General features: G+C 64.6%; 18 protein-coding genes. 13 read left to right on the forward strand and 5 right to left on the reverse strand.

The features are described from left to right. The first annotated feature begins 5 nt into the window (after positions 1-5). The 6 genes from ACUJB0_RS00410 to ACUJB0_RS00435 all read left to right on the forward strand — a co-directional run bounded on the left by ACUJB0_RS00410 (position 6) and on the right by ACUJB0_RS00435 (position 10,633). Positions 6-2,423 (forward strand): putative bifunctional diguanylate cyclase/phosphodiesterase, encoded by a 2,418-nt coding sequence (locus tag ACUJB0_RS00410; RefSeq protein WP_444843465.1) that lies wholly within the window; start codon positions 6-8, stop codon positions 2,421-2,423. 129 nt (positions 2,424-2,552) lie between these two features. Beyond that, entirely contained in the window at positions 2,553-3,635 is a 1,083-nt protein-coding gene (locus tag ACUJB0_RS00415; protein ID WP_444843466.1) for a DUF5694 domain-containing protein, read from the forward strand. A gap of 157 nt (positions 3,636-3,792) precedes the next feature. Continuing rightward, positions 3,793-5,964, forward strand: coding sequence for a prolyl oligopeptidase family serine peptidase (locus tag ACUJB0_RS00420; protein WP_444843467.1), 2,172 nt, complete (start codon positions 3,793-3,795; stop codon positions 5,962-5,964). Then, the gene (locus ACUJB0_RS00425) at positions 5,961-8,453 is read left to right on the forward strand and encodes a zinc-dependent metalloprotease (protein ID WP_444843468.1); all 2,493 of its coding nucleotides are present in this window, start codon (positions 5,961-5,963) and stop codon (positions 8,451-8,453) included. The genes ACUJB0_RS00420 and ACUJB0_RS00425 overlap by 4 nt, the downstream gene beginning before the upstream one ends. 100 nt (positions 8,454-8,553) lie before the next feature. Beyond that, positions 8,554-9,285: a PEP-CTERM sorting domain-containing protein gene (locus tag ACUJB0_RS00430; RefSeq protein ID WP_444843469.1), complete on the forward strand. Its 732-nt coding sequence runs from the start codon at positions 8,554-8,556 to the stop codon at positions 9,283-9,285. A gap of 145 nt (positions 9,286-9,430) precedes the next feature. After that, positions 9,431-10,633, forward strand: a complete 1,203-nt coding sequence (locus tag ACUJB0_RS00435; protein ID WP_444843470.1) for an ammonium transporter — start codon at positions 9,431-9,433, stop codon at positions 10,631-10,633. On the opposite strand, the gene ACUJB0_RS00440 is transcribed toward ACUJB0_RS00435, so the two are convergent. Continuing rightward, complete coding sequence (locus ACUJB0_RS00440; RefSeq protein WP_117010498.1) at positions 10,634-11,209, reverse strand: helix-turn-helix domain-containing protein; 576 nt, start codon at positions 11,207-11,209, stop codon at positions 10,634-10,636. A gap of 159 nt (positions 11,210-11,368) precedes the next feature. Here ACUJB0_RS00440 and kbl point away from each other — a divergent pair, with 159 nt between their 5' ends. The 3 genes from kbl to ACUJB0_RS00455 are packed head-to-tail and all read left to right on the forward strand — an operon-like array spanning position 11,369 to position 15,034. Then, complete coding sequence (kbl, locus tag ACUJB0_RS00445) at positions 11,369-12,574, forward strand: glycine C-acetyltransferase (protein ID WP_161082741.1); 1,206 nt, start codon at positions 11,369-11,371, stop codon at positions 12,572-12,574. 26 nt (positions 12,575-12,600) lie between these two features. Continuing rightward, positions 12,601-13,572, forward strand: coding sequence for an NAD-dependent epimerase/dehydratase family protein (locus tag ACUJB0_RS00450; RefSeq protein ID WP_444843471.1), 972 nt, complete (start codon positions 12,601-12,603; stop codon positions 13,570-13,572). 43 nt (positions 13,573-13,615) lie between these two features. Beyond that, the gene (locus ACUJB0_RS00455; protein ID WP_444843472.1) at positions 13,616-15,034 is read left to right on the forward strand and encodes an L-serine ammonia-lyase; all 1,419 of its coding nucleotides are present in this window, start codon (positions 13,616-13,618) and stop codon (positions 15,032-15,034) included. On the opposite strand, the gene ACUJB0_RS00460 is transcribed toward ACUJB0_RS00455, so the two are convergent. Then, complete coding sequence (locus tag ACUJB0_RS00460; protein WP_444843473.1) at positions 15,035-18,163, reverse strand: putative bifunctional diguanylate cyclase/phosphodiesterase; 3,129 nt, start codon at positions 18,161-18,163, stop codon at positions 15,035-15,037. 189 nt (positions 18,164-18,352) lie between these two features. Here ACUJB0_RS00460 and thrC point away from each other — a divergent pair, with 189 nt between their 5' ends. Genes thrC through moaD form a run of 3 tightly spaced genes read left to right on the forward strand, consistent with a single transcriptional unit; the run spans position 18,353 to position 21,323 of the window. Further along, positions 18,353-19,831 carry a threonine synthase gene (gene thrC, locus ACUJB0_RS00465; protein ID WP_444843474.1) on the forward strand — a complete coding sequence of 493 codons (1,479 nt, stop codon included), beginning with the start codon at positions 18,353-18,355 and terminating at the stop codon, positions 19,829-19,831. Positions 19,832-19,833: 2 nt separating this feature from the next. Then, complete coding sequence (locus ACUJB0_RS00470; protein ID WP_444843475.1) at positions 19,834-21,069, forward strand: molybdopterin molybdotransferase MoeA; 1,236 nt, start codon at positions 19,834-19,836, stop codon at positions 21,067-21,069. After that, positions 21,069-21,323: a molybdopterin converting factor subunit 1 gene (gene moaD, locus ACUJB0_RS00475; protein ID WP_444843476.1), complete on the forward strand. Its 255-nt coding sequence runs from the start codon at positions 21,069-21,071 to the stop codon at positions 21,321-21,323. Before ACUJB0_RS00470 ends, moaD begins: the two co-directional genes overlap by 1 nt. A 3-nt stretch (positions 21,324-21,326) precedes the next feature. Here moaD and ACUJB0_RS00480 read toward each other — a convergent pair whose 3' ends face one another. Continuing rightward, a complete protein-coding gene (locus ACUJB0_RS00480; RefSeq protein WP_444843477.1) occupies positions 21,327-21,578 on the reverse strand; it encodes a hypothetical protein in 252 nt (83 codons plus the stop codon). Positions 21,579-21,617: 39 nt separating this feature from the next. Here ACUJB0_RS00480 and ACUJB0_RS00485 point away from each other — a divergent pair, with 39 nt between their 5' ends. Beyond that, positions 21,618-22,853, forward strand: coding sequence for a TIGR03862 family flavoprotein (locus ACUJB0_RS00485; RefSeq protein ID WP_444843478.1), 1,236 nt, complete (start codon positions 21,618-21,620; stop codon positions 22,851-22,853). Position 22,854: 1 nt separating this feature from the next. Here ACUJB0_RS00485 and ACUJB0_RS00490 read toward each other — a convergent pair whose 3' ends face one another. Both ACUJB0_RS00490 and ACUJB0_RS00495 read right to left on the reverse strand, forming a co-directional pair. Continuing rightward, positions 22,855-23,661 carry a head GIN domain-containing protein gene (locus ACUJB0_RS00490; RefSeq protein WP_444843479.1) on the reverse strand — a complete coding sequence of 269 codons (807 nt, stop codon included), beginning with the start codon at positions 23,659-23,661 and terminating at the stop codon, positions 22,855-22,857. A 12-nt stretch (positions 23,662-23,673) separates the two neighbouring features. Further along, positions 23,674-24,474 (reverse strand): DUF1700 domain-containing protein, encoded by an 801-nt coding sequence (locus ACUJB0_RS00495; RefSeq protein WP_444843480.1) that lies wholly within the window; start codon positions 24,472-24,474, stop codon positions 23,674-23,676. Position 24,475: the final 1 nt, after the last annotated feature.

The raw sequence follows: 24,475 nt of genomic DNA on the forward strand, positions 1-24,475 counted from the left end.
CGAGCATGCGCATGCGTTTCCGCAGCCTGGAGAGCCGGATCGTCACACTGTTCCTGGTGCTGATCGTGGCCGTGCAGGTGATCGGCCTGCTGGTGATCCAGCGCGGCATCGACAACAACGCGCGGATGTCCATCAGCAGCGAGTTGGCGAACGGCGCCAAGGTGTTCCGCCGCCTGCTCGACCAGAACGCCCAGAGCCTGCGCTTCGGCGCCCGCCTGCTGGCGCGCGACACGGCCTTTGTGGCCACCATCGGCAACAACGACGAGAACGACCGGAGCACCATCCTCTCGGCGCTGGACAACAGCGGCAAGCGTATACACGCCTCGCTGTCGATGCTGATCAACGCCGACCGCAAGATCAGCGTCGCCACCAACCTTGAGCAGGCGGCCGCGCTGGAGAAGCAGGTCGCCAGCATGCTCGATACCGCCGAATCCTCGGGCGGCGCCAACGGCATCGCCATCGTCGAGCACCGGCCCTACCAGATCGTGGTCATGCCCATCCTGGCGCCGACCACCATCGGCTGGATTGTGATGACCTTCCCGATCGACCGCCAACTGGCCACCGACATGCGCGAAGTCAGCGCCCTTGACACCACCGTGCTGACCCGCGACGCGCAGGGCAAGTGGCTGGCGGTCGGCTCGACCTTCAGCGGCGCCGTCGCGCAAACGGTGATCGACCAGATGCAAGCCATGGAAGCCACGCCGGCCGGCCCGTTCGACCTGACGCTGGACGCCGGCAAGTACAGCGCGCGCCTGCTGGCGATCGGCCAGGACGGCGGGCAGACCGCCAACGTGCTGCTGGCCCGCTCGATCGACGAGGCGACCGCCGAATACAGCCGGCTGGAACGCTGGCTGATCGCGCTGACGCTGGGCGGCATCGTGATCTCGGCGCTGGCCATCGTCTTCACCGCCAAGCGCATCGCCCAACCGATCAGCGAGCTGGCCGTCACGGCGAAGCGCCTGGAGCAGGGCGACTACAAAGGCCAGATCGACACCAGCCGCGAAGACGAAATCGGCGCGCTGGCCCATGCCTTCGACGCCATGCGCGAAGGGATCGCCAAGCGCGAACAGGAAATCCGCCGGCTGGCGTACTGGGACACGCTGACCAACCTGCCGAACCGTGCGCAGTTCGTGCTGCTGCTGAACGACGCGCTGGCCGATGCGGCCAGGCGCGAGGAAACCGTGTTCGTGCTGATGATGGACCTGGACCGCTTCAAGCACGTCAACGATGTGATGGGCCTCAGTTTCGGCGACGCCTTGCTACGCCAGGTGGCCGGCCGGTTGCAGCTGCTGCTGGCCAACCGGCGCCAGTCGTCGGCGCAGGTGGCGCGGCTGGGCGGCGACGAATTCGCCGTGCTGCTGCCGGCCTCCGACCGCGATTCGGCGCTGCGCATGGCCGAGGAGATCCTGCACGCGCTGGAGACGCCGCTGTCGCTGGAAGACCAGACGGTGGACATCGGCGCGGGCGTGGGCATCGCCGGTTATCCGGAACACGGCAGCGACGGCGAGACCTTGCTCAGCATGGCCGAAGTGGCTATGTACGCGGCCAAGCAGCGCAACGACGGCGCCGTGGTCTACGACGCGGTGATGGACAAGTCCAGCGAAAAGAGCCTGTCGCTGCTGACGGAACTGCGCAACGCCATCGAGCGCAACGAGTTCCGCCTGCACGTGCAGCCGAAGATCATGCTCGATACCGGCAAGGTGGTGGGCATGGAGGCGCTGGTGCGCTGGGTGCATCCTGAGCGCGGCAATGTGTTCCCCGACGAGTTCATCCCCTTCGCCGAGCAGACCGGCTTTATCCGCGTGCTGACGCGCTGGGTAATGGAGAAATCGGCGGAGCTGTGCCAGGAACTGGCGTCCAAAGGCTATCCGCTGAAAATATCGGTCAACCTGTCCACGCGCGACCTGATGGACCAGGACCTGCCGGCCAAGTTTGCCGAAACGCTGGCGCGCCACAAGCTGGGCCCGGCCTCGGTCTGCCTGGAGATCACCGAGAGCGCCATCATGGACGATCCGGTGCGCGCCCAGCACACGCTGGAGCGCCTGAGCGCCATGGGCTTCGATTTGTCGATCGACGATTTCGGCACCGGCTATTCCTCGCTGGCCTACCTCAAGCGCCTGCCGGTGAATGAGCTGAAGATCGACAAGTCCTTCGTGCTGAACATGGAGAACGACATCGGCGACACCAAGATCGTCCGCTCGACCATCGACCTTGGCCACAACATGGGCCTGCGCGTGGTGGCCGAGGGCATCGAGAGCGAGGCCGTATGGCGCCTGCTGGCGGAGCTGGGATGCGACCAGGGGCAGGGCTACTTCATGAGCCGCCCGATCCCCGGCGACCAGTTGATCGCATGGCTGGAGAAGTGGCAGGCGCCCGGCGCCATCGCGGCGACCGCACGCCACGAAATCGATATCGGCAGCTGATTCGCTCCGCACGCCCCATCCGGGATATTTGCATTTCGGTGGGCGGAATCTGCGGTACATCGCATAATCCGCGCACGCAAGCCGCGGCCTCCTTAAGCTGGCGCGATTCCATCTATTCCAGGAGGCCCCATGCAGCGTTTGTCCGCCGGTATTCTTGTTGTCGCCGCGCTTTGCGGTAGTGCCATCGCCGCCGAATCGCCCAGCCAGGAGTTCAAGCCCGGCGCGTTCAAGCTGCAGCGAGGCCCGCAGAACGAGCTGATGGTGCTGGGCACAGCGCACCTGTCGCAATTGCCGAAGTCCTTCGATCCCGTCAATCTGAGTGTGCTGATGGAGCGCCTGGCGGGCTGGCAGCCCAAGGCCATCGCCATCGAATCGCTATCCGGGACACAGTGCGCCTACCTGCGCAACTACCGCGAACGCTACGACGATACGATCAAGTCCTATTGCTGGGACCCGGCGCCGGCCGCCAGCGCCACAGGCCTGGACGTCCCCGCCGCGACCGCGCAAGTGGATCGCATGCTGACCACCTGGCCGTCGGCGCCGACCGCGGCGCAGCGCCGCAAGCTGGCGTCACTCTTCATGGCGGCGGGCGAACCCGCGTCCGCGATGGTGCAATGGCTGCGCCTCCCGGCCGGCGAGCAGCATGCGGGCGATGGCTTGAACGACAAGCTGGTGGAGATCCTCAACGGCCTGCGTCAAAAGCGCAATGAAACCTATCTGATCGCCGCGCCGCTCGCCGCCCGTTCAGGGCTTGAGCGGCTGTACGCGATGGATGACCACACCTCCGACTCCAATGTGGACGACGAAAAAGCCTACGGCGAGGCGATCATGAAAGCCTGGGACAACCCCGCCAACGCAGCCCGCAAGCGCCAGGACGAGGCCTTGCGCGGCGCGTTGACGACACCAGCCGGCGTGCTGGCGATGTACCGTGCCTACAATGCCGCCAGCGCCGCCGAACAGGTATTCCACACCGACTTCGGCGCCGCGCTGGAGGAGCCGTCGCCCAAGCATTACGGCCGTGGCTACGTCGCCTACTGGGAGACGCGCAACCTGCGCATGGCCTCCAACATCCGCGAAGCGATGAGCTATCTGCCCGGCAGCCGCACCCTGGTCATCGTCGGCGCGTCGCACAAAGGCTACCTGGAAGCGTACCTGAACCAGATGCACGACGTCCGCGTGATCAGCACCGACGCCATTCTGCGCGCCGAATAAACCACGCCGATAACGCTTTCCTATCATTGCTTATTTGTCACAAAGCAAGCTATGATTTACCACTGTACCCGCTGTAACGGCGGGTGCCAATGAGCCTTGGCGGCGCCGCAGCCCGGTCAGCCGCTTCCGAATATTCTTCGATCTTACGGACTTTCGCATGAAGCATTTGAAATGCGCTGCCTTGGCGGCCGCCGTCCTGCTGGCGCACAGCGCCTCCGCCCAAACCTGCGCCGTCGCCGGCCCCGGCATGAACTACCCCGTCACCCGCACCGTCGACCAGACCGACGACTACCACGGCGTCAAGGTGGCCGATCCTTACCGCTGGCTGGAAGACGCCAACAGCGACGAGACCCACGCCTGGGTCGAAGCGCAGAACAAGCTGACGCAGGGTTACCTGTCGCAGATCCCCGGCCGCGACGCGATCAAGAGCCGCTTGACCAAGCTGTGGAACTTCGAGCGTTTCAGCGTGCCGTTCAAGGAAGGCGGCCGCTATTTCTACAGCCGTAACGACGGCCTGCAGAATCAGTCGGTGCTGTACACGATGAAGACCCTGGCTGACGTGCCGCGCATGCTGCTCGACCCGAACACCTTGGCCGCCGACGGCACCGTCGCACTGGCCGGCCTGGCGGTGAGTCCGAATGGCCGCTACCTGGCCTACAGCACCGCCGCTTCCGGCTCCGACTGGAACGAGATCAAGGTGCGCGACATCGACAGCGGCAAGGACATCGAGGACCGCATCCAGTGGGTCAAGTTCTCCAACACCGCGTGGCTGCACGACGGTTCCGGCTTCTTCTACAGCCGCTACGACGAGCCGAAGGAAGCGACCAAGCTGGCCGACGTGAACTACTTCCAGAAGCTGTACTTCCACAAGATCGGCACTCCGCAAAGCGCGGACACGCTGGTGTACGACCGCCCGGACCACAAGGACTGGGGCTTCGGCGCCGAGGTCACCGAGGACGGCCGCTTCCTGATCATCTCCGCCTCGCAAGGCACGGAGAACAAGAACCGCGTCTACTACAAGGACCTGTCGCGCAAGGACGCCAAGGTGGTGCCGCTGCTGGAGGACTTCGATGCGGCGTATAACTTCATCGGCAACGACGGCATGGTGTTCTGGTTCCGCACCGAGCGCGATGCGCCGCGCGGCCGCATCATCTCCATCGACACCCGCAAGCCGGGTGTGTTGAACTGGAAGCAGATCGTCCCCGAAAGCTCGAACACCATGGTGTCCGCCTCCATCGTCAACAACCAGCTGCTGGTGGACTACCTGAGCGACGCCCACAGCCTGGTCAAGGTGTACGACCTCAAAGGCAAGCCGCTGCACGACCTGGAGCTGCCCGGCCTCGGCTCGGCGGGCGGCTTCGGCGGCAAACGCGGTGACACGGAGACCTTCTATTCGTACACCAGCTTCACCACGCCGACCACCATCTACCGCTACGACCTGAAGGCCAACAAGAGCAGCGTCTATCGCCAGGCCAAGGTGGACTTCGACCCGGCCGCGTTTGAAACGCGCCAGGAGTTCTTCACCAGCCGCGATGGCACCCGGGTGCCGATGTTCATCGTGTCGAAGAAGGGCCTGAAGCTCGACGGCAGCAATCCGACCTACCTGTATGGCTACGGCGGTTTCAATATCTCGCTGACGCCGTCGTTCTCGGTCGCCAACCTGGCGTGGCTGGAAATGGGCGGCGTCTACGTGATGGCCAACCTGCGCGGCGGCGGCGAGTACGGCGAATCGTGGCACGCGGCCGGCACCAAGCTGCAAAAGCAGAACGTGTTCGACGACTTCATTGGCGCGGCCGAATGGCTGATCGCGCACAAGGTCACGTCGCCGGCCAAGCTGTCCATCGGCGGCGGCAGCAACGGCGGCCTGCTGGTTGGCGCGGCGATGACGCAGCGTCCTGAATTGTTCGCCGCGGCGATCCCGCAGGTGGGCGTGCTGGATATGCTGCGCTTCCATAAATTCACCATCGGCTGGGCGTGGACTTCGGATTACGGCTCGTCCGACAACGCCGACGAGTTCAAGGCGCTGGTCAAGTATTCGCCGCTGCACAACCTGAAGAAGGGCACCTGCTACCCGGCTACCATGATCACCACCGCCGACCATGATGACCGCGTGGTGCCGGCGCACAGCTTCAAGTTCGCCGCCACCGCGCAGGCCGACCAGGCGGGCGGCGCGCCGATCCTGATCCGCATCGACAGCAAGGCGGGCCACGGCGCCGGCAAGCCGACCACCAAGCAGATCGAGGAAGTGGCGGACCGCTGGGGCTTCCTCAGCCGCGCGCTGAAGATGGACAGCGCCGTGGAGTCTGTCAAAGCGGCGGGCCAGCAGTGAGGGCCGCGCCAGCCGCCGGACCGCTGCTGTTCGCCATTCTGATGTCGGGCGTGGCGCCGGGGCTGGCCACCGCCGCCGATAGTACGGCCGCCGCGTCGCAGCCGGCGGTCAAGAAGATCGCCGATGTCACGCGCGGCATGCAATCGCAGCCTGGCTTCATCGACGTCTGGCGCGACACGGACAAGGGCAGGGTGCTGCTGTCCGTGTCGGCGCTGGAGCAGCCCTTTCTGTTATTGAGCTCCTTGCCGTATGCGCTTGGCTCGAACGACGTTGGCCTCGATCGCGGCCAGCCGGGCGAGATGCGCATGGTGCGCTTCGAGAAGCACGGCGCCAGGTTGTTCCTGGTGCAGCAGAACACGAACTTCATCGCCGCCTCGGCGGACAAGGACGAACGCGCCGCCGTCGCCGAATCGTTCGCCAGCGGCGTGCTGTGGTCCGGCGACATCCTCGCCAGCGAAGGCGAGCGGCATCTGGTCGACTTCTCCAGCTTCCTGCTGGCCGACCGCCACGGCGTCGGTGCGCGGCTGGCCGGGGCCAAGCAGGGCGTGTATCAGGTCGACTTGGCGCGCAGCGCGGTGCTGGCGGAGCAGGCCAAAGCCTTCCCCGATAACGTCGAACTGGAATCGCTGCTGACCTTTGCCGGGCCCGGACAAGCCGAGTATGTGCGCCAGGTCGCGGCGGACGCCAACAGCCTGTCGCTGCGCCAGCGCATCAGCATGGTGCGGCTGCCCGCCATCAGCGCCGGCGGCTGGCATCCGCGCAGCTACCATCCATATTCCGGCGGCTTCGACGCCACCTACTACGACTTCGCCACGCCGCTCGCCAGCAGCATCGACGTGCACTGGCAGGTGCGCCATCGCCTCGAGAAAACCGATCCATCGGCGGCGGTCAGCACGGTCAAGAAGCCCATCGTCTACTATGTCGACCGTGGCGCGCCGGAGCCTGTGCGCTCGGCGCTGATCGCCGGCGCGTCGTGGTGGGCCAGCGCCTTCGAGAAGGCCGGCTTCAAGGACGCCTATCGCGTCGAGCTGCTGCCGGAAGGCGTGGACGCGATGGACATCCGCTACAACGTGATCCACTGGGTGCATCGCGCCACGCGCGGCTGGTCCTATGGGAACGCGCTGGCCGATCCGCGCACCGGCGAGATTATCCGCGGCGCCGTCACACTGGGTTCGCAGCGCGTGCGGCAGGACATCCTGATCGCCGAAAGCCTGCTCGCCCCATACGGCAAGAACGCTCCGGCCGACAAGCAGAAACTGGCTGAGGCCATGGCGCTGGCGCGCCTGCGCCAGCTGGCCGCGCACGAAGTCGGCCACACGCTGGGCTTCGCCCACAACTTCGCCGCCAGCCGCATGGGCAATGGCTCGGTGATGGATTACCCGCACCCCATCCTCAAGCTGGACGCCAAGGGCAATGTCGATATCGCCGATGCCTACGGCGTCGGCGTCGGGCCGTGGGACGACTACATCGTCAAATACATCTACGGCGATTTCGGCAGCGGCGCGCAGGAGCAGGCGGCGTTGGCCAAGCTGCGCGCCGACGCGCGCGCGGCCGGCATGCTGTACTCCAGCGACCAGGACGACCGCTCGCCCGGCTCCAGCCACCCCGACGGCCTGCTGTGGGACTTCGGCGCCGACTCGATCAAGACCTGGGACCAGCTGGGCGCCGTGCGCCAGCGCGCGCTGCAAACCTTCTCTGCCGACGTGCTGCCCGACAGCCGCCAGCTCGGCGAACTGGAAGCGCGGCTGGTGCCGGTCTACTTGCTGCAACGCTATCAAGGCGAAGCGCTGGCGCGCCTGATCGGCGGCGGCGATTTCGATTACGCCAGCAGCGGCGACGTCAAGGCCGGCATCGCCAAGGCGGGCATCAAGGCCGTCGACGCATCGGTGCAGCGCCAGGCCTTGAACCGCTTGGCGGACAGCCTGCGCGCCGAATATCTTGCGCTGCCGGCCAATGTGCTCGACATCCTGACGCCGCCGGCCATGGGCCATGAGCGCGGCCGCGAATACTTCGCCACCCGCATGGACTCGGTGTTCGACGCCTTCTCGATCGCCGAGTCGGGCGCCGCGCAGACAGCCGGCTTCCTGCTCGATCCGGCCCGCATCAACCGCGTCGCTTGGCAGCACGCGCGCGACGCGCAGCAGCCGGGCGTGCAGGAAGTGCTGTCGCTGCTACTGCAAAAGACGTGGAAGCGCGAGCCGGTACCGGCATCGCTGGCCGGTGGCGAAGCGGTGCAACTGGCCGCCAACTGGGTCGTGGTCGACGCCACCCTGAATCTGCTCGACGGCGGCAAGCTGCATCCGCAGGTCGACGCCGAGGTGCGCCAGTCCGCGCGCGAGCTGGCGCAATGGCTGCAAAAGAACCCGGGCAAGGGTGTGACGGCAGACAGCCGCAAACAGGCGGCCCAGGTGATCACAGACTATCTGAGCGATCCCCGCAGGGTGAAGTTGCGCCACTTGTCGGAGGCGCCACCGGGAGCACCTATCTAAGTTTCGCCAATGTGGCCGGTAAACGTTGACTTTTGATTAATGGGGATGCATACTCAATAAAGTTATCAACGATGTAACTTTTAAAAGGGTATGGACGCTTATGAAATTTTCGACGAAGAAATTACTTGCGATACTGGCAATGGGAGCGTGCGCGGTAACCAGCTCAGCGCGCGCTTACAACCTGGTGGAAATCGACAGCGCCAAGGCGACGTACTTTTACGATTCCGACTTCTGGGGACTGGGCAACGTCACCCTGAGCGGCAGCACACTGAGATTTAAGCCGACCGGCTTCAGCGCGCACGTCGAGGTTACCGCGCCCGGCGACTTCCAAAAGGATGAACAGGTTTATCGCGGTCAGGCCAGCATTCTTGCCGTGGCCAAGAGTGGTTACCAGTTCACGCAGCAGACGCCCAATCTATCGTCCGCAAGGTATAACATCTCGCCCGACGGTGAGGTATTCGGGGCCTACCTGGCCGAAACCGACATTGCCCACGCCGGCACTTATACCGGAGGCATTTTTGTCCCGGACGGCAGCGCCGACGTCCGATCGGATAGCTTCGGCAGCGCCCTTAGTTCGCGCGGTGCGTCCCCGGTCGGCAACTTGTATGCTGGCGAACCGGAAATTGGGCTTACTGGCCCGAAAGCACTGTCGTTTGATACCATTTTCAGTCTGGAAGTCTACCGTCTGGATCCGGGTACGGCAGACATAGCGCTGAATTACGCCACCTACAAATTCACCATCGACCCGGTTCCCGAGCCGCAAACATACGCCATGCTGCTCGGTGGCTTGATCTTGTTTGGTGCGCTGGCGCGTCGCCGCGCACCAAAATAAGGCGTGTTTTGATGTGCACACGGCCGAATGGATAATATAAAACAACATTAAAACATAGACTTAAGATTTTGCACCAAATTGGAACGGAAATTGCTTTCCATGTTAGTTCTTTATTTTGTGTGCATTATTTTGGGGAGTGATTTTAATGTCTGGATACAAAGACGGCGCCGATGCCTTGTTTGTCTTGCTCGGCGCCATCATGATTTTGGCTATGCATGCCGGTTTCGCTTTTCTGGAGCTGGGCACAGTACGTAAAAAGAACCAAGTCAACGCGCTGGTGAAAATTCTGGTCGATTTTGCCGTGTCGACCATCGCGTATTTTTTCGTCGGCTACAGCATCGCTTACGGCGTCAACTTCTTCTCCTCGGCTGAGGTGCTGGCCGCCAAGAACGGCTATGAGCTGGTCAAGTTCTTCTTCCTGCTGACGTTCGCCGCCGCCATCCCGGCCATCATCTCGGGCGGCATCGCCGAGCGCGCGCGCTTCCATCCGCAGCTGATCGCCACCGCGCTGCTGGTTGGCCTGGTCTACCCCTTCTACGAGGGCATCGTCTGGAACCACCGCTTCGGTGTGCAGGAATGGTTGATGTCCGCCTTCGGCGCCGAGTTCCACGACTTCGCCGGCTCGGTGGTGGTGCACGCGGTCGGCGGCTGGATCGCGCTGCCGGCGGTGCTGCTGCTGGGCGCGCGCCGTGGACGCTACATGAAGAACGGCGCCATCGCCGCGCACCCACCATCGTCGATTCCCTTCCTGGCGCTCGGTGCGTGGATCCTGACGGTGGGCTGGTTCGGCTTCAACGTCATGAGCGCGCAGGCGCTGGACAAGATGAACGGCCTGGTGGCGGTGAACTCGCTGATGGCGATGGTCGGCGGCACGCTGGTCGCGCTGCTGATGGGGAAGAACGATCCCGGCTTCGCCTACAACGGCCCGTTGGCAGGCTTGGTGGCGGTGTGCGCCGGCTCGGACCTGATGCATCCGCTGGGCGCACTGGTCACCGGCGCCATCGCGGGCGCGGTATTTGTCTGGATGTTCACGCTGGCGCAGAACAAATGGAAGATCGACGACGTGCTGGGCGTATGGCCGCTGCACGGCCTGTGCGGCGCCTGGGGCGGCATCGCTGCGGGGATCTTCGGCCAGAAGGCGCTGGGCGGCATCGGCGGCGTATCGTTCGCCGCGCAACTGGGCGGCACCGCGCTGGGCGTGGCGATCGCGCTGGCCGGCGGCTTCGCCATCTACGGCGTGCTGAAAGCCACGCTTGGCCTGCGCCTTGATCCGGAGGACGAGTTCCAGGGCGCCGACCTCGCCATCCACCGCATCAGCTCCACGCCGGAGCGCGAATCTAACTGGTAATTACCGGTGTATGACCACCAGCACAGCCTTCGCCTCGGTCTTGCCGACGTTGCGGATGATGTGCTGCTGGTCCCCCGGGTAGCGCGCCGTGCTGCCCAGCTTTACCTTCTTCTTGTCGGTTCCGACTTCCACCTCCACTGAGCCGTGCAGCAGCGTCAGGTGCTCCTGCGCGCCCGGATCGTGTCCCTGCGACGCCAGTTCGCCGCCCGGCGCCAGCGTCAGTTCATACCACTCATATTTGCTGGCCAGTTCCAGCGGACCCAGTATGCGCAGCACGTAGCCGGCGTGATGGCCCGGCAGGGTGGGGATTTCGTGCGCGTCGATCACGCGGATGGTCTCCGTTTCCCGCTCGGCCGTCGCCAGCAGCTCGCCGATCTGCACGCCCAATGCATTGGCCAGCCGCCAGGTGATGGCGATGGTGGGATTGGCCTTTTCGCGCTCGATCTGGGACAGCATCGACTTGGAGACGCCGGCAATGCGCGACAGATCCTCCAGTGTCAGGCCACGGGCCAGCCGCAGCCGCTGCAGGGCGGCGCCGACTTCTGGAGGTGCATTGGTTGAAACAGGTGTTTTCATTGTTTTATTCGGCAGATGGGCTAAATTTCAAGTGAATCATTGCGCGCGCGTGGCTTGCGCTGTTCACTGGTGTTCTGTAATATTCGATATATTGAATTTGAGTTCGACATAACGGATTTCGCATAACGTAGTGAAATCGTACCACAGACAGGAACCATCATGACCAATCCAGCAAAAAGCACCTTCTTCAGCGGCCTGCAGCAAAACCTCGACCAATTGCGCGAGCAGGGCCTCTACAAGCCAGAACGCGTTCTGGCCTCGCGCCAGGGCGCGGAAGTGATGAGCGAAGATGGTCGAATGCTGATCAATATGTGCGCCAACAATTACCTGGGCCTGTCCGGCCAGGAGTGGGTGGCGCAGGCGTCCATCGCGGCGACCGAAAAATATGGTTATGGCCTGTCCTCGGTACGCTTCATCTGCGGCACGCAGACGGTGCACAAGCAGCTGGAGCAGGCGATCTCCAAGTTCCTCGGCACCGAGGACACCATCCTGTACGCGGCCGCCTTCGACGCCAACGGCGGCGTGTTCGAGCCGCTGTTCGACGAGAACGACGCCATCATCTCGGACGCGCTGAACCACGCCTCCATCATCGACGGCATCCGCCTGTGCAAGGCCGCGCGCTTCCGCTACGCCCACAACGACATGGCCGACCTGGAAACCCAGCTGCTGGCCGCTGCCGGCAAGCGCCACAAGGTCATCGTCACCGACGGCGTGTTCTCGATGGACGGCACCATCGCCCAGCTGGACAAGATCTGCGACCTGGCCGACAAATACGGCGCGCTGGTGATGATCGACGAATGCCACGCCTCCGGCTTCATGGGCAAGACCGGCCGCGGCACGCACGAGCACCACAACGTCATGGGCCGCATCGACATCATCACCGGCACCCTGGGCAAGGCCCTTGGTGGTGCGATGGGCGGCTTCACCTCGGCGCGCAAGGAAGTGATCGACATGCTGCGCCAGAAATCGCGTCCTTACCTGTTCTCGAACACGCTGGCGCCTTCGATCGCCGGCGCCTCGCTGGCCGTGCTGCAAAAGCTGTCGGAATCGACCGAGCTGCGCGACCGCCTGCACGAAAACACCGCCTTCTTCCGCAAGGAGATCGAGCGTATCGGCTTCACCATCAAGCCGGGTACGCACCCTGTAGTTCCTGTCATGTTGTTCGACGCACCTGTCGCGCAGAAATTCGCGGCACGAATGTATGAGCTGGGCGTTCTGCTCAGCGGCTTCTTCTACCCCGTGGTCCCGATGGGCCAGGCGCGCGTGCGTGTCCAACTGTCGGCGGCCCACAGCCGCGAACAGCTGGAGACCGTGCTCAAAGCATTCGAACAGGCAGGCCGTGAACTTGGCCTGCTGAAGAACTAAACATGAAAATCGTCAGGAACAATAATATGAACACTCAAGAACGCATCCTCGTGATCGGCGCCAACGGCCAGATCGGCAGTGAACTGGTGGAGGCGCTGGCCGCCCAGCATGGCGCGCAAAACGTCATCGCCGCCGACATCAGCCCGACCAATCTTTACAACGCCGCGCGCTACACCACGCTCAACGTACTGGATAAAGTCGCGCTGTCGGCGCTGGTCACGGAAGAAGGCATCACCCAGGTCTACCAGCTGGCGGCGATGCTGTCGGCCACCGGCGAAGCGGCTCCGCTGAAAGCCTGGACGCTGAACATGGACGGCCTGCTGAATATCCTGGAAGTGGCGCGGGAGCGCGGCGCCATCGGCAAGCCGCTGCGCATCTTCTGGCCTTCGTCGATCGCCGCCTTCGGCCCGAACACCCCGGCCGTCAATACTCCGCAAACCACGGTGATGGACCCGACCACGATCTACGGCATCAGCAAGCTGGCCGGCGAGCGCCTGTGCGAGTACTACTTCATCAAGTACGGCGTCGACGTGCGCTCGATCCGCTACCCGGGCATCATCAGCTTCAAATCGCCACCGGGCGGCGGCACCACCGACTACGCCATCGCCATCTTCCACTCGGCGCTGCGCGGCGAGCGCTATGAATGCTTCCTCGGCCCGCAGACCACGCTGCCGATGATCTACATGCCCGATGCGATCCGCGCCACCATCGAACTGATGGACGCGCCGGCGGCACAGGTGAAGGTGCGTTCGGCCTACAACGTGGCCGGCGTGTCGTTCAACCCGGAGCAGCTGGCCGCCGCGATCACGCGCGCGCTGCCGGACTTCAAGATCGGCTATAAACCGGACAGCCGCCAGGCCATCGCCGACACCTGGCCGCAAAGCCTGGACGACTCCACCGCCAGCGCCGACTGGGGCTGGAAAGCCCGCATCGGCGTCGACGAGATGGTCGCCGACATGCTGGCCAACGTCGATGTCCACCTGGGCAAAGCGGCGTAATTCAAGCACATATAAGACACACATAAAAAGAGAGAGACAACTGATGGACATGAGCGTATTCGACCTGTTTAAAATCGGCATAGGGCCGTCGAGTTCCCACACCGTGGGACCGATGGTGGCGGCCCGCCGTTTTCTGCTCGATAGCGCTCCGCTGGACGACGTCACTGGCGTCACCGCCGAGCTGTATGGCTCGCTGGCGCTGACCGGCGTCGGCCACGCCACCGACAAGGCGGTGATCCTCGGCCTGATGGGCGAGACTCCGCAGGACGTGGTGCCCACCAGCGTCGACTCTCAACTGGCGAAAGCCGAAGAAATGGGCGAGCTTTTGTTGTTAGGCTCCCACAAAGTGCCGTTCAAGCGCGGCACAAACTTGATCTTCCACATGGCCGAGTCGTTGGCCGAGCATCCGAACGGCATGCGCTTCACGCTGACCCGCGCCGACGGCAGCACCTTCAGCAAGGTGTACTACTCGGTTGGCGGCGGCTTCATTAAGGAGGCGAACGACTCGTTCGCCGGCGAAGCCCACCAGGCCGCGCCGATGGTGGGCAGCGCGCCCGCCGCCGCGATTCCCTTCGCCTTCGACACCATGGACCAGCTGCTGGCCCACGGCGAACGCACCGGCCTGACCATCCCGCAGATGCTGCGCGCGAACGAGAACGTCAAACGCACCGACGATGAGCTGAACGCCGGCATCGACAAGATCTGGCACGTCATGCGCGACTGCATCGCCCACGGTCTGGAGACTGCGGGCCAACTGCCGGGCGGCCTGCACGTCAAGCGCCGCGCCGCCAACCTGTGGAAGCAGGCCAGCGACGCCAAGGCCTCCGACAACCGTTCCAACGACCTGCCGCACGACGCGCTGCACCAGGTCAGCCTGTACGCGATGGCGGTCAACGAGGAAAACGCCGCCGGCGGGCGCGTGGTGACGGCGCCGACCAACGGCGCGGCCGGCATCATCCCTGCGGTGCTGCGCTACTACGCGGAAGACTGCAAACCGAGCGACCCGGTCACCGGCGTGCGCAACTTCATGCTGACGGCAGCAGCCATCGGCATGCTATGCAAGCGCAACGCCTCGATCTCGGGCGCGGAAATCGGCTGCCAGGGCGAAGTTGGCGTGGCGTGCGCGATGGCGGCGGCGGGCTTGGTGGCGGCGCTGGGCGGCACCAACAACCAGATCGAGAACGCGGCGGAAATCGGCATCGAGCACCACCTCGGCATGACCTGCGACCCGATCGGCGGCCTGGTGCAGATTCCCTGCATCGAGCGTAACGGCATGGGCGCGGTCAAGGCCATCACCGCCGCCTCGCTGGCCCTGAAGGGCGACGGCACCCACTTCGTCAGCCTCGATGAAGTGATCGAAACCATGCGCCAGACCGGCGCCGACATGCAGGCCAAGTACAAGGAAACCTCGCTGGGCGGCCTGGCGATCCACGTCATCACCGTCAACCACGCGGCTTGCTGATCAGAGATCCTTGGCGGCCATCTCCAGCGACAGCTGCTGGAACGCCGCCGGCTGCACCGGTTTGCTGAAGTAGTAGCCCTGCATTTCATCGCATTGCTGCGCGCGCAGGAAGGCCAGTTGTTCCGCCGTCTCCACGCCCTCGGCGATGGTCTTCAAACCGAGGCTGCGCGCCATGTTGATGATGGCGCTGACGATGGCCTTGTCCTCGGCGTCGGTGCTGATGTCGCGCACGAAGGACTGGTCGATCTTCAGCTTGTAAACCTTGAACTTCTTCAAATGACTCAGCGACGAGAAGCCGGTGCCGAAATCGTCGATCGACATCCGCACGCCGCGCTCGTGCAGCTCGTTCATGATCGCGATCGCGCCCTGCGGATCATGCGCCGCCACCGCCTCCGTCAGTTCCAGCTCCAGGTATTCCGGCGGCAGGCCTTCCTCGTCCAGTATCCGTGTAATGAGAGCCGGCAGTTCCCGGTTGCGGAACTGGATGGCGGACAGGTTGACCGCCATGACGATGGGCGGCAGCCCCAAATCCAGCCAGGTCCGCGCCTGGCGCACGGCCTGGCGCAGCACCCAGGTGCCGATGGACTGTATCAAGCCGCTTTCCTCCGCGGCCGGAATGAATTCAGCCGGCGACACCGTGCCAAGTTCCGGCGTACTCCAGCGCAGCAGCGCTTCCGCGCCGACGATGCGCCGCTCGATCAGCGACATCTGCGGCTGGTAGACCACGTGCATCTGCTCGCGTTCCAGCGCGTAGCGGAGCGCGTTGACCAGTTGCAGATGGCGCGCGGCCTTCTGCTGCATGGCGGCGGTGAAGAAGCGGAGCCCATGGCGGCCACCGTGCTTGACCTGGTACATGGCGGCGTCGGCCCGCTGCAGCAGGGTTTCCAGGTCGCCGCCGTCGGCCGGGTACATCGCCACGCCTATCGATCCGGTCACCTTCAGGTCGTGCGAGCCGACGCGGAAGGACTGGTCGATCAGGTCGAGCAGCTTGCTCGCCACGTCCGCCGCCTCGTCGGCCTCCACTCGCTGGAGTATGAAAATGAATTCATCGCCACCCAGGCGCGCCAGGACATCCTGCGCGCGCAGGCCGCCGCGCAGGCGCTTGGCCAGCTCGCGCAGCAGGTCGTCGCCGATGCTGTGGCCCAGCGAGTCGTTGATGTCCTTGAAGTGGTCCAGGTCCAGCATCAGCACCGCCATCGGCTCGCGGTTGCGCTCCGCCATGGCCAGCGCGAGGCGCGCGTGTTCCTGCAATTGCGCGCGGTTCGGCAAGCCTGTCAGGGGATCGTAGTGGGCCAGGTACTGTATGCGTTCGTCGGCCAGCTTGCGGTCGGTGACGTCGCGGGTGATCCCCAGCAGCAGGCGCTGGCCGGCGGCGCCGTCCATCGGCGCGGCGTGGGTTTCGAGCCAACGGATGCTTCCGTTGAGGCCTTGTATCTTGAACTCCAGCCGTCCGGGTTCGCCGCCGATCACGCGTTGGTGCAGCGCCAGGAACGCTTCCCGGTATTCCGGCACGATCAGTTCGACCGCGCCGTGCCGCTGCAATTGCTCCAGCGAGTCCGCGCCCATGATCGCCAGTCCGGCGGCGTTGATCTCCACCATCTTGCCGACGGCGTCGATCAGCATGATGCATTCGGGGTCGGTCTCGATGATGGTGCGCAGGTGCTGTTCGCTGGTGCGCAGCGATTCCTCGGCCTGTTTGCGGGCGGTTCGCTGGTCAAAGTTCATCAGTGCGAATTCAACGTCCAGCTGCATCTCCAGCAGCAGTGCGCGCACCTCGTCGTCGAAGGCATTGACGGTGTCGGCGTAGTGCGCGAATATGCCGACCACCCGGCCTTCGCGCCGCAGCGGTATCGCCGCCGACGCCCTCCAGTCGTAACGCGAGCCTACCTGATGCCAGCTTGCCGTTTCCGGCGCGTTGACGAAATCCTGGCACCAATGCGGTTCGCCGCTGCGGAAAGCCAGTCCTATCGGGCCGCGTCCCTGCGGCTGGGCCGCGTCCAGCGATACCTGCAGGTTCGCCAGGTATTCGGTGCCGCTGCCGGCCGAGGCAACCGGTCTTACCTGCCCGGATTCATGATCGATCATGCCGATCCAGGCCATCTTCATGCCGCCGTGGGTGACGACCGCCTGGCAAATCTGTTCGAATAATTCAGCTTCGCTGCGGCAGCGGACGATGGCTTGGTTGCACAGGCTGAGCGCGGAGTACAGCCGGCTGACCCGCCGCATGCGCTCCAGCGCGGCTTCGCGCTCGGCATCCAGCCGCGCCAGGCTTTGCTGCGTTTGCGCCAGCCATCCCCAGACGCTGTTGCGCGCCGCCGGCGTAACCACCAGCGCTTCGGCAAAGTCTCCCCGGCCCAGGCGCTCGATGCCGGCCCGCAGTTGGTCGACCCCGCAGCCCAGCGCCGCATCCAGGCCGCGCTTGGTGAGCCACAGGAGCAACACCAGCAGCAGTGCGATGAGCGCGAACGTGGCGCGGGCAATGTTGGCATCGTGCGTCGCATCGGCCACAGCTTCGCTGGTGCGCAGGTCCACACTGGCGTTGACTTCCCCGATCGGCCGCATGATGTCCGCCTTGGCGCGATGGTAGGCCGCGTCATACAGCATGGCCATGGCGCCTGGCAGCGCCTGCGGATCGCCGCCGGCCCGGATGGCGATGGCCGCGTGTTCGATGCCGGTCAATCGGTCGGAGTTCTGCTTGGCTTCCGCGAGCAGCGCCAGTTCCGCCGTGCTGAAGCCCGCGGCGCGCATCATTTCCAGCAGCGGGATGGCGGCGCCCGCGGCGCGCGGGCGCTGGGGCGGGTCCAGCACCAGGTCCCAATAGACGTTGTCGTAGTCCTGCGGACGCGGGGCGCGGCCTTCACGAATCTCGATGATTTCCTGATAATGCTGCCGATAGCGTTCTTCGCCGGTGACCACATAGCTGCGCGCCATGCGGGTCAGGTCGTCCGATGACTGTCGCAACTCTTCGAGGATTTTATGGGACTGGTAGCGCAGGGCATTGGCGCGGTCGATACGCTTTTCCGTCCACACGTAGACCGAAAAAGCCAGCGCGGCGACCAGCAGGAACCCCAGGCAAAGCCACAGATAAGAGGCGAAACGGTACGGCTGGCGATCGGCTGACGGGATCATTTCGTTACTTTTTTGAGAATGTGCTTCATAGTATAGGGTGCGGGCCAAGCACAAGGCCAGCTCCGCGCCCGGCGCAGATAGCCATAAAACAACGCGAATTTCACGGGAACCGGCGCGGCGCACTATAATATCCGCTCGCTTTGTACCGTTCTGCCTTTTATCCGTCAGCTCAACCGGACTTTCTAATCTATGCAATACGTGTCTACCCGCGCCGCCGCATCGGCCGCTTCGTCTTCTTCCCAACAATTCTCCGACATCCTGCTGGGTGGCCTGGCAGCCGATGGTGGCCTGTTCCTGCCGACCGCCTATCCGCAAGTGACCGGCGCCGAACTCGATGCATGGCGCCAGCTGTCCTACGCCGACCTGGCCTACGAGATCCTGAGGAAGTTCGCGACCGATATTCCGGAAGCCGACCTGCGCGCGCTGACCGCCAAGACCTACACCAAGGAAGTCTACAAAAACGCCCGCAAAGGCGAAAAGGCCAGCCAGATCACGCCATTGCGCGTGCTGGAAGAGGGCGCGAACGGCACCAAGCTGGTATTGCAGGCGCTGTCCAACGGCCCGACCCTGGCCTTCAAGGACATGGCGATGCAATTGCTGGGCAATCTGTTCGAATACACGCTGGCCAAGCACAACGCGCAGCTGAACATCTTCGGCGCCACCTCCGGCGACACCGGCAGCGCCGCCGAATACGCGATGCGCGGCAAGAAGGGCATCCGCGTGTTCATGCTGTCGCCGCACAAGAAGATGAGCGCCTTCCAGACCGCGCAGATGTTCTCGCTGCAGGACCCGAACATCTTCAACATCGCCATCGAAGGCGTGTTCGACGACGCCCAGGACATGGTCAAGGCGGTCTCCAACGACCTGCCGTTCAAGGCCAAGCAGAAGATCGGCACCGTCAACTCGATCAACTGGGCACGCGTGGTGGCGCAGGTGGTGTACTACTTCCGCGGCTATCTGTCGGCGACCACGTCGAATGACCAGAAGGTGTCCTTCACCGTCCCGTCGGGGAACTTCGGCAATATCTGCGCCGGCCACATCGCCCGCATGATGGGCCTCCCGATCGACAAGCTGGTCGCCGCCACCAACGAAAACGACGTGCTCGATGAGTTCTTCCGCACCGGCGTGTACCGCGTGCGCAAATCGTCCGAGACCTACCACACCAGCAGCCCGTCGATGGACATCTCCAAGGCGTCCAACTTCGAACGCTTCATCTACGACCTGGTTGGCCGCGACGGCGACCGCACCCGCGCGCTGTTCCAGAAAGTGGAAACCCACGGCGGCTTCGACCTGTCCGGCAAGCCGGGCAGCGACGGCGACGAGTTCAAGCTGGTGGCCAAGTACGGCTTCAAGTCCGGCAAGTCCACCCACGAGGACCGCCTGAACACGATCCGCGACGTGGCCGACGACTACGGCATCGTCATCGACACCCACACCGCCGACGGCATCAAGGTCGCGCGCGAAAACCTGGAGCCTGGCGTGACGATGATCGTGCTGGAGACCGCGCTGGCCGCCAAGTTCAACGAAACCATCCTCGACGCGCTGGGCGAGGACGCCGAACGTCCGGAAGGCTTCGAGAACATCGAAGACCTGCCGCAGAAGTTTGTCGTCATGCCGCCGGATGTCGAGAAGATGAAGGCCTACATCGCCGCGAACACCGGCCTGTAACCATGAGCGACGAATCCAAGCCCAAGTTTCAACCGAAGCCGATGCTGGCGGTCGCCGAGGCGCTGGCCCTGATGGCCGCCGCCGCGCGTCCCGTGGCCGGCGTTGAAGTGGTATCGACACTGTCGGCCAACGGCCGCGTGCTGGCGAAGGCGCAGGTGTCGGGCATGAACGTGCCGGGCATGGACAACACGCAGATGGACGGCTACGCGGTGCGCGCCGCCGATTGCGCCAGCGGCCGCGCGGCACTGACGGTGTCGCAGCGCATCCCGGCCGGCCATGTCGGCCAGCCTTTGCTGCCAGGGACCGCCGCGCGCATCTTCACCGGCGCGCTGATCCCGGAAGGCGCGGACGCGGTGGTCATGCAGGAGCAGTGCGAGCTGGCCGGCAACGTGGTCACGATCCGCCACACGCCCAAGTCCGGCGAATGGATACGCCGCGCCGGCGAGGACATCACCAACGGCAGCATCATCCTGCCGGCCGGCACGCGCCTGCGCAGCCAGGAGCTGGGCCTGGCCGCGTCGGTCGGCCTGGCCGAGCTGCCGGTCAAGCGCAGGCTGCGCGTGGCCGTGTTCTTCACCGGCGACGAGCTGACGATGCCGGGCGAGCCGCTGGCGCCGGGCGCCATCTACAACTCCAATCGCTTCACCCTGCGCGCGCTGCTGGAAAACCTGGGCTGCGAGATCAGCGATTTCGGCATCGTGCCCGATTCGCTCGACGCCACCCGCTCGGTGCTGCGCGAGTGCGCGCAAGGGCATGACCTGATCATCACCTCCGGCGGCGTGTCGGTCGGCGAGGAGGATCACATCAAGCCCGCCGTCGAGGCGGAGGGCAAGCTGAATATGTGGCAGATCGCCGTCAAGCCGGGCAAGCCGCTGGCGTTCGGCGAGGTGGGGCAGGCTTTCTTTGTCGGCCTGCCGGGCAATCCGGTGTCGAGCTTCATCACCTTCCTGATGTTCGTTCGCCCGTTCGTGCTGCGCCTGCAGGGCGTGACCGAGGCGCTGGCGCCGCGAGCATTCACGATGCGCGCCGATTTCAACTGGCCGAAGGCGGACAAGCGCAACGAGTTCCTGCGCGCGCGCATCAACGCGGCCGGGGGCCTTGAATTGTTCACCAACCAGAGTTCCGGCGTACTGACGTCGACCGTATGGGGCGATGGCGTGATCGACAATCCGCCCGGCCAGGCCATCGCGGCCGGCGACGCCGTTCGATTTATACCGTTTAGCGAGTTAATGCACTGATGTCTGTTACCGTAAAATTTTTCGCCAGCGTGCGCGAAGCGCTGGGCGCATCGTCCGAGACGCTGGACCTGCCGGCCGGCATGAGCACCGTCGGCGCCTTGCGCGCCCACCTGGCCGCGCGCGGCGAGGCCTGGCAGCAGGCGCTGGGCAATCCGGCATTGCGCATGGCCTGCAACCAGGTGATGTGCGGCGCCGACACGGCCCTGGCCGACGGCGCCGAAGTGGCGTTCTTCCCGCCAGTGACCGGCGGCTAAGCCCTAGGGCTTTTTAGGCTTGGCGTTGGCGCCGCGCGCCGCGTCCAGGTTGTCGCACAAGGCGCAGGCCTGGTTGTTGCGGTAGCGGCGCCATGCCGCGTAGGTGAAAATGGCCGCCGCGAACAGCGCCCAGACGGCGGCGCTTAGATAGTCTTCGCGCGCGGTCGAACCTTTGAACCACTCCACCGCCGCCAGTATCACAAACAAGGGCACTGCGGCCTGCAAATAGCGTTTAATCCAAAAAGTGGCGCCCATCGTATCTCCTGTAACTTTGTCTCATATCGGACCGAATTCATGCAGTCTAGTTTGACACCTTTTCGTGTCGCCGTCATCGGCGGCGGTCCTGCCGGGCTGATGGCCGCCCAAACTCTGTCGCAGGGCGGGGCGGAGGTCGACGTCTATGACGCGATGCCCTCGGTCGGCCGCAAGTTCCTGCTGGCCGGGCGTGGCGGCATGAACATCACGCACGCCGAACCGTATGTGGACTTCGTTACGCGCTACGGCAAGGGCGCCGCGCCGCTGCGCCCCATGCTCGACGCATTCGGCCCGCAGGACGTGCGCGACTGGGTGCATGGCCTGGGCGTGGACACCTTCGTCGGCACCTCGGGCCGCGTGTTCCCGACTGATATGAAGGCCGCGCCATTGCTGCGCGCCTGGCTGCATCGTTTGCGCGAAAGCGGTGTGCAGTTCCACATGCGCCACCGCTGGCTGGGCTGGCGCGACGACGCGCTGATGTTGGATACCCCCGGCGGCGAACTGCTGGTGCACGCCGACGCGGTGGTGCTGGCACTGGGCGGCGGCAGCTGGGCGCGACTGGGTTCGGATGGCGCATGGGTGCCGCTGCTGGCCGCGCGTGGTGTCGGCGTGGCGCCGCTGGCGCCGGCCAACTGCGGCTTCGACGTGGACTGGAGCGAGCATTTCAGCAGCCGTCACGCGGGCGAGCCGCTGACCACCGTCGCCATCATCTCCACCGGTGCGGACGGCAAGGAATTCCGCAAGCAGGGGCAGTTCGTGGTCACCCAGGGCGGCGTCGAGGGCAGTTTGATCTATGCCTTGTCGGCCGCGCTGCGCGACCAGATCGCCGCGAATGGCTACACGACGATCCATCTCGACCTGCTGCCGGACCTGTCGCCGCAACGGGTGGCGGACGAGGTGGCGCGGCCGCGCGGCGCGCGTTCGATGGCCAGCCATCTGCAAAGCCGCCTAGGCATCAAGGGCGTCAAGGCCGGCCTGCTGCGCGAGTGCCTGGGCAAGGAACAGTATGCGGACGAAGACCAGCTGGCGCGGGCCATCAAGCGGCTGCCGGTGGGTCTGCTGCGGCCACGCCCGATCGACGAGGCGATCAGCAGCGCCGGCGGCGTGCGCTGGGATGCGTTGGAGGGAACGATGTTGAAGTCGGCGCCGGGCGTGTTCGTGGCCGGCGAGATGGTGGACTGGGAAGCGCCCACCGGCGGCTATCTGCTGACGGCCTGCCTGGCCGGCGGCCAAGCGGCGGGACGCGATGTCCTGGCCTGGCTGAAGCGCGACTGATTTATTCCCAGGTCACGTCGCCGGAACCGGTGCGGCTGACGTTGCGGTTGTCGGGATTGCCGAATACGCGGATATCGCCGCTGCCGCGCAGCGTCAGGTCCGCCGACTGCTTGGCGAACACCTGGCTGGTGCCGGAGCCCTTCAGGTTGACCGTCACTTTTTCCGAAGCCAGGTGGCGCGCATCGAGGTCGCCGGAGCCGGTCAACTCGGCGTTCAGTGTCTTGCAGCTGCCGGAAGAAGTGATCTGGCCCGAGCCCACCATCTCCAGTTCCACATTCTCGCTGCTGCCCGCGTTCAGGTTCAGATGGCCGCTGCCATGGGCGCCGGCGGTCAGTTCGCGATAACGGCCGGTGAAGTTCACATTGCCAGAGCCGTGCATCTGCAGTTCCAGCTTGTCGCCGTTGAAGCCCGTGACCTTGGTCTCGCCGCTGCTGCGCACCGTCAGCTCTTCGAGCTGCGGCAGCACCAGCTCCACCTGCAATGGGTGGCGTGGATTGAGCAGCATGCCTTTGGTGCCGATGTGCAGGTCGCGGCCGTCCTGGATGGTTTCGATATTGGCCAGCGAACGCTGCTCGCCGCGCACCTTCAGCGACGCCACCGGACCCTGGACCAGAATCAGGTCGATCGGGCCGTTGAGTTCCACGGCGGTGGCCATGGCGTCGATCTTGCGGGTTTCGCTGCCCAGGGCGCGGCCGGCCGAACTGGTCGGGCTGGTGCTGCCGTAGGCCTTCAGCATGCTGTAGCTGATGGCGATCAGCACGAAGGACAGCAGCAAAAGGCTGGTCCCGATTTTTAATAATGCGCGCATGGTCATGCCTCCTTAGCGTCCACGAAGCAGGGACACGTTCATTGCGATATACCGTTTCAGGCCGATCATGGTGTAGCGGGTGACGACAATGCTGATCAGGCAAAGCGCGATCCCGCCCAGTATCAGGCCAAAGCCGATCAGCGACTGGCTGGTGCGCGCGCCGCTGTCGAAATCGGTGGTGATGTGCAGGTCGCCGGTGGCGACCGCCTCGGCGCGGTTCAGCAGGCGTCCGCTGCGGCTCAGGTTCTCGTCGCCGCCGACGCTGTTGTCGGCGTTGTCCGGGTCCTTGTTGATCTGGACGCCCATGCTGTTGATCGCCATGCGCCAGCCCTGGATGTCCTGCTCTTCCTGGTCCGTGTCGAAGTGCGAGTTGGTGAACGCCATCACGTGGCGCAGCGGGCCTTCCAGCGCCAGCTCGTTCTGCCCCGACAGCCCGCTCGACACCAGCGCGATGCCGGCGATGTAGAAGGCGAACGCCGATACGTAGACGGCGCCCAGCAGCGAGGCATACACCATCGCCGGGATCACCATGAACAGGTTGAAGATGGCCAGGCCGATGAACGACACCACCATCCGCGCCAGGTTGACCGGGGTTTTCTTTTGCTCGAAGGCGTTCAGGTGGACGTTGGCGCGCAAGGTCATGGCGACCTTGCGTGGTTCGTCGAGTTCCTTGTAGACCTCCGCCTCGCTGCGGCCGGCGACCAGGCCGTCGATGAAGCGCTGCTCGTAGTAGGCCAGGGTCTTGGCCACCGTTTCCTGGGGCAGGCCCTGCATGGCCTGTTTGAGCGCGTCGAGGTATGCCTGCTTGTTCATG

It is taken from the genome of Duganella caerulea (assembly GCF_040362985.1).
Lineage (GTDB): Bacteria > Pseudomonadota > Gammaproteobacteria > Burkholderiales > Burkholderiaceae_D > Rugamonas > Rugamonas vulcania.

Excerpts from the sequence above, each read along its gene's own strand:
- ACUJB0_RS00410 (WP_444843465.1), top strand. The coding sequence starts at position 6 with ATGCGCATGCGTTTCCGCAGCCTGGAGAGCCGGATCGTCACACTGTTC.
- ACUJB0_RS00415 (WP_444843466.1), top strand. The coding sequence starts at position 2,553 with ATGCAGCGTTTGTCCGCCGGTATTCTTGTTGTCGCCGCGCTTTGCGGT.
- ACUJB0_RS00420 (WP_444843467.1), top strand. The coding sequence starts at position 3,793 with ATGAAGCATTTGAAATGCGCTGCCTTGGCGGCCGCCGTCCTGCTGGCG.
- ACUJB0_RS00430 (WP_444843469.1), top strand. The coding sequence starts at position 8,554 with ATGAAATTTTCGACGAAGAAATTACTTGCGATACTGGCAATGGGAGCG.
- ACUJB0_RS00435 (WP_444843470.1), top strand. The coding sequence starts at position 9,431 with ATGTCTGGATACAAAGACGGCGCCGATGCCTTGTTTGTCTTGCTCGGC.
- ACUJB0_RS00440 (WP_117010498.1), bottom strand. The coding sequence starts at position 11,209 with ATGAAAACACCTGTTTCAACCAATGCACCTCCAGAAGTCGGCGCCGCC.
- kbl (WP_161082741.1), top strand. The coding sequence starts at position 11,369 with ATGACCAATCCAGCAAAAAGCACCTTCTTCAGCGGCCTGCAGCAAAAC.
- ACUJB0_RS00450 (WP_444843471.1), top strand. The coding sequence starts at position 12,601 with ATGAACACTCAAGAACGCATCCTCGTGATCGGCGCCAACGGCCAGATC.
- ACUJB0_RS00455 (WP_444843472.1), top strand. The coding sequence starts at position 13,616 with ATGGACATGAGCGTATTCGACCTGTTTAAAATCGGCATAGGGCCGTCG.
- ACUJB0_RS00460 (WP_444843473.1), bottom strand. The coding sequence starts at position 18,163 with ATGATCCCGTCAGCCGATCGCCAGCCGTACCGTTTCGCCTCTTATCTG.
- thrC (WP_444843474.1), top strand. The coding sequence starts at position 18,353 with ATGCAATACGTGTCTACCCGCGCCGCCGCATCGGCCGCTTCGTCTTCT.
- ACUJB0_RS00470 (WP_444843475.1), top strand. The coding sequence starts at position 19,834 with ATGAGCGACGAATCCAAGCCCAAGTTTCAACCGAAGCCGATGCTGGCG.
- moaD (WP_444843476.1), top strand. The coding sequence starts at position 21,069 with ATGTCTGTTACCGTAAAATTTTTCGCCAGCGTGCGCGAAGCGCTGGGC.
- ACUJB0_RS00480 (WP_444843477.1), bottom strand. The coding sequence starts at position 21,578 with ATGGGCGCCACTTTTTGGATTAAACGCTATTTGCAGGCCGCAGTGCCC.
- ACUJB0_RS00485 (WP_444843478.1), top strand. The coding sequence starts at position 21,618 with ATGCAGTCTAGTTTGACACCTTTTCGTGTCGCCGTCATCGGCGGCGGT.
- ACUJB0_RS00490 (WP_444843479.1), bottom strand. The coding sequence starts at position 23,661 with ATGCGCGCATTATTAAAAATCGGGACCAGCCTTTTGCTGCTGTCCTTC.
- ACUJB0_RS00495 (WP_444843480.1), bottom strand. The coding sequence starts at position 24,474 with ATGAACAAGCAGGCATACCTCGACGCGCTCAAACAGGCCATGCAGGGC.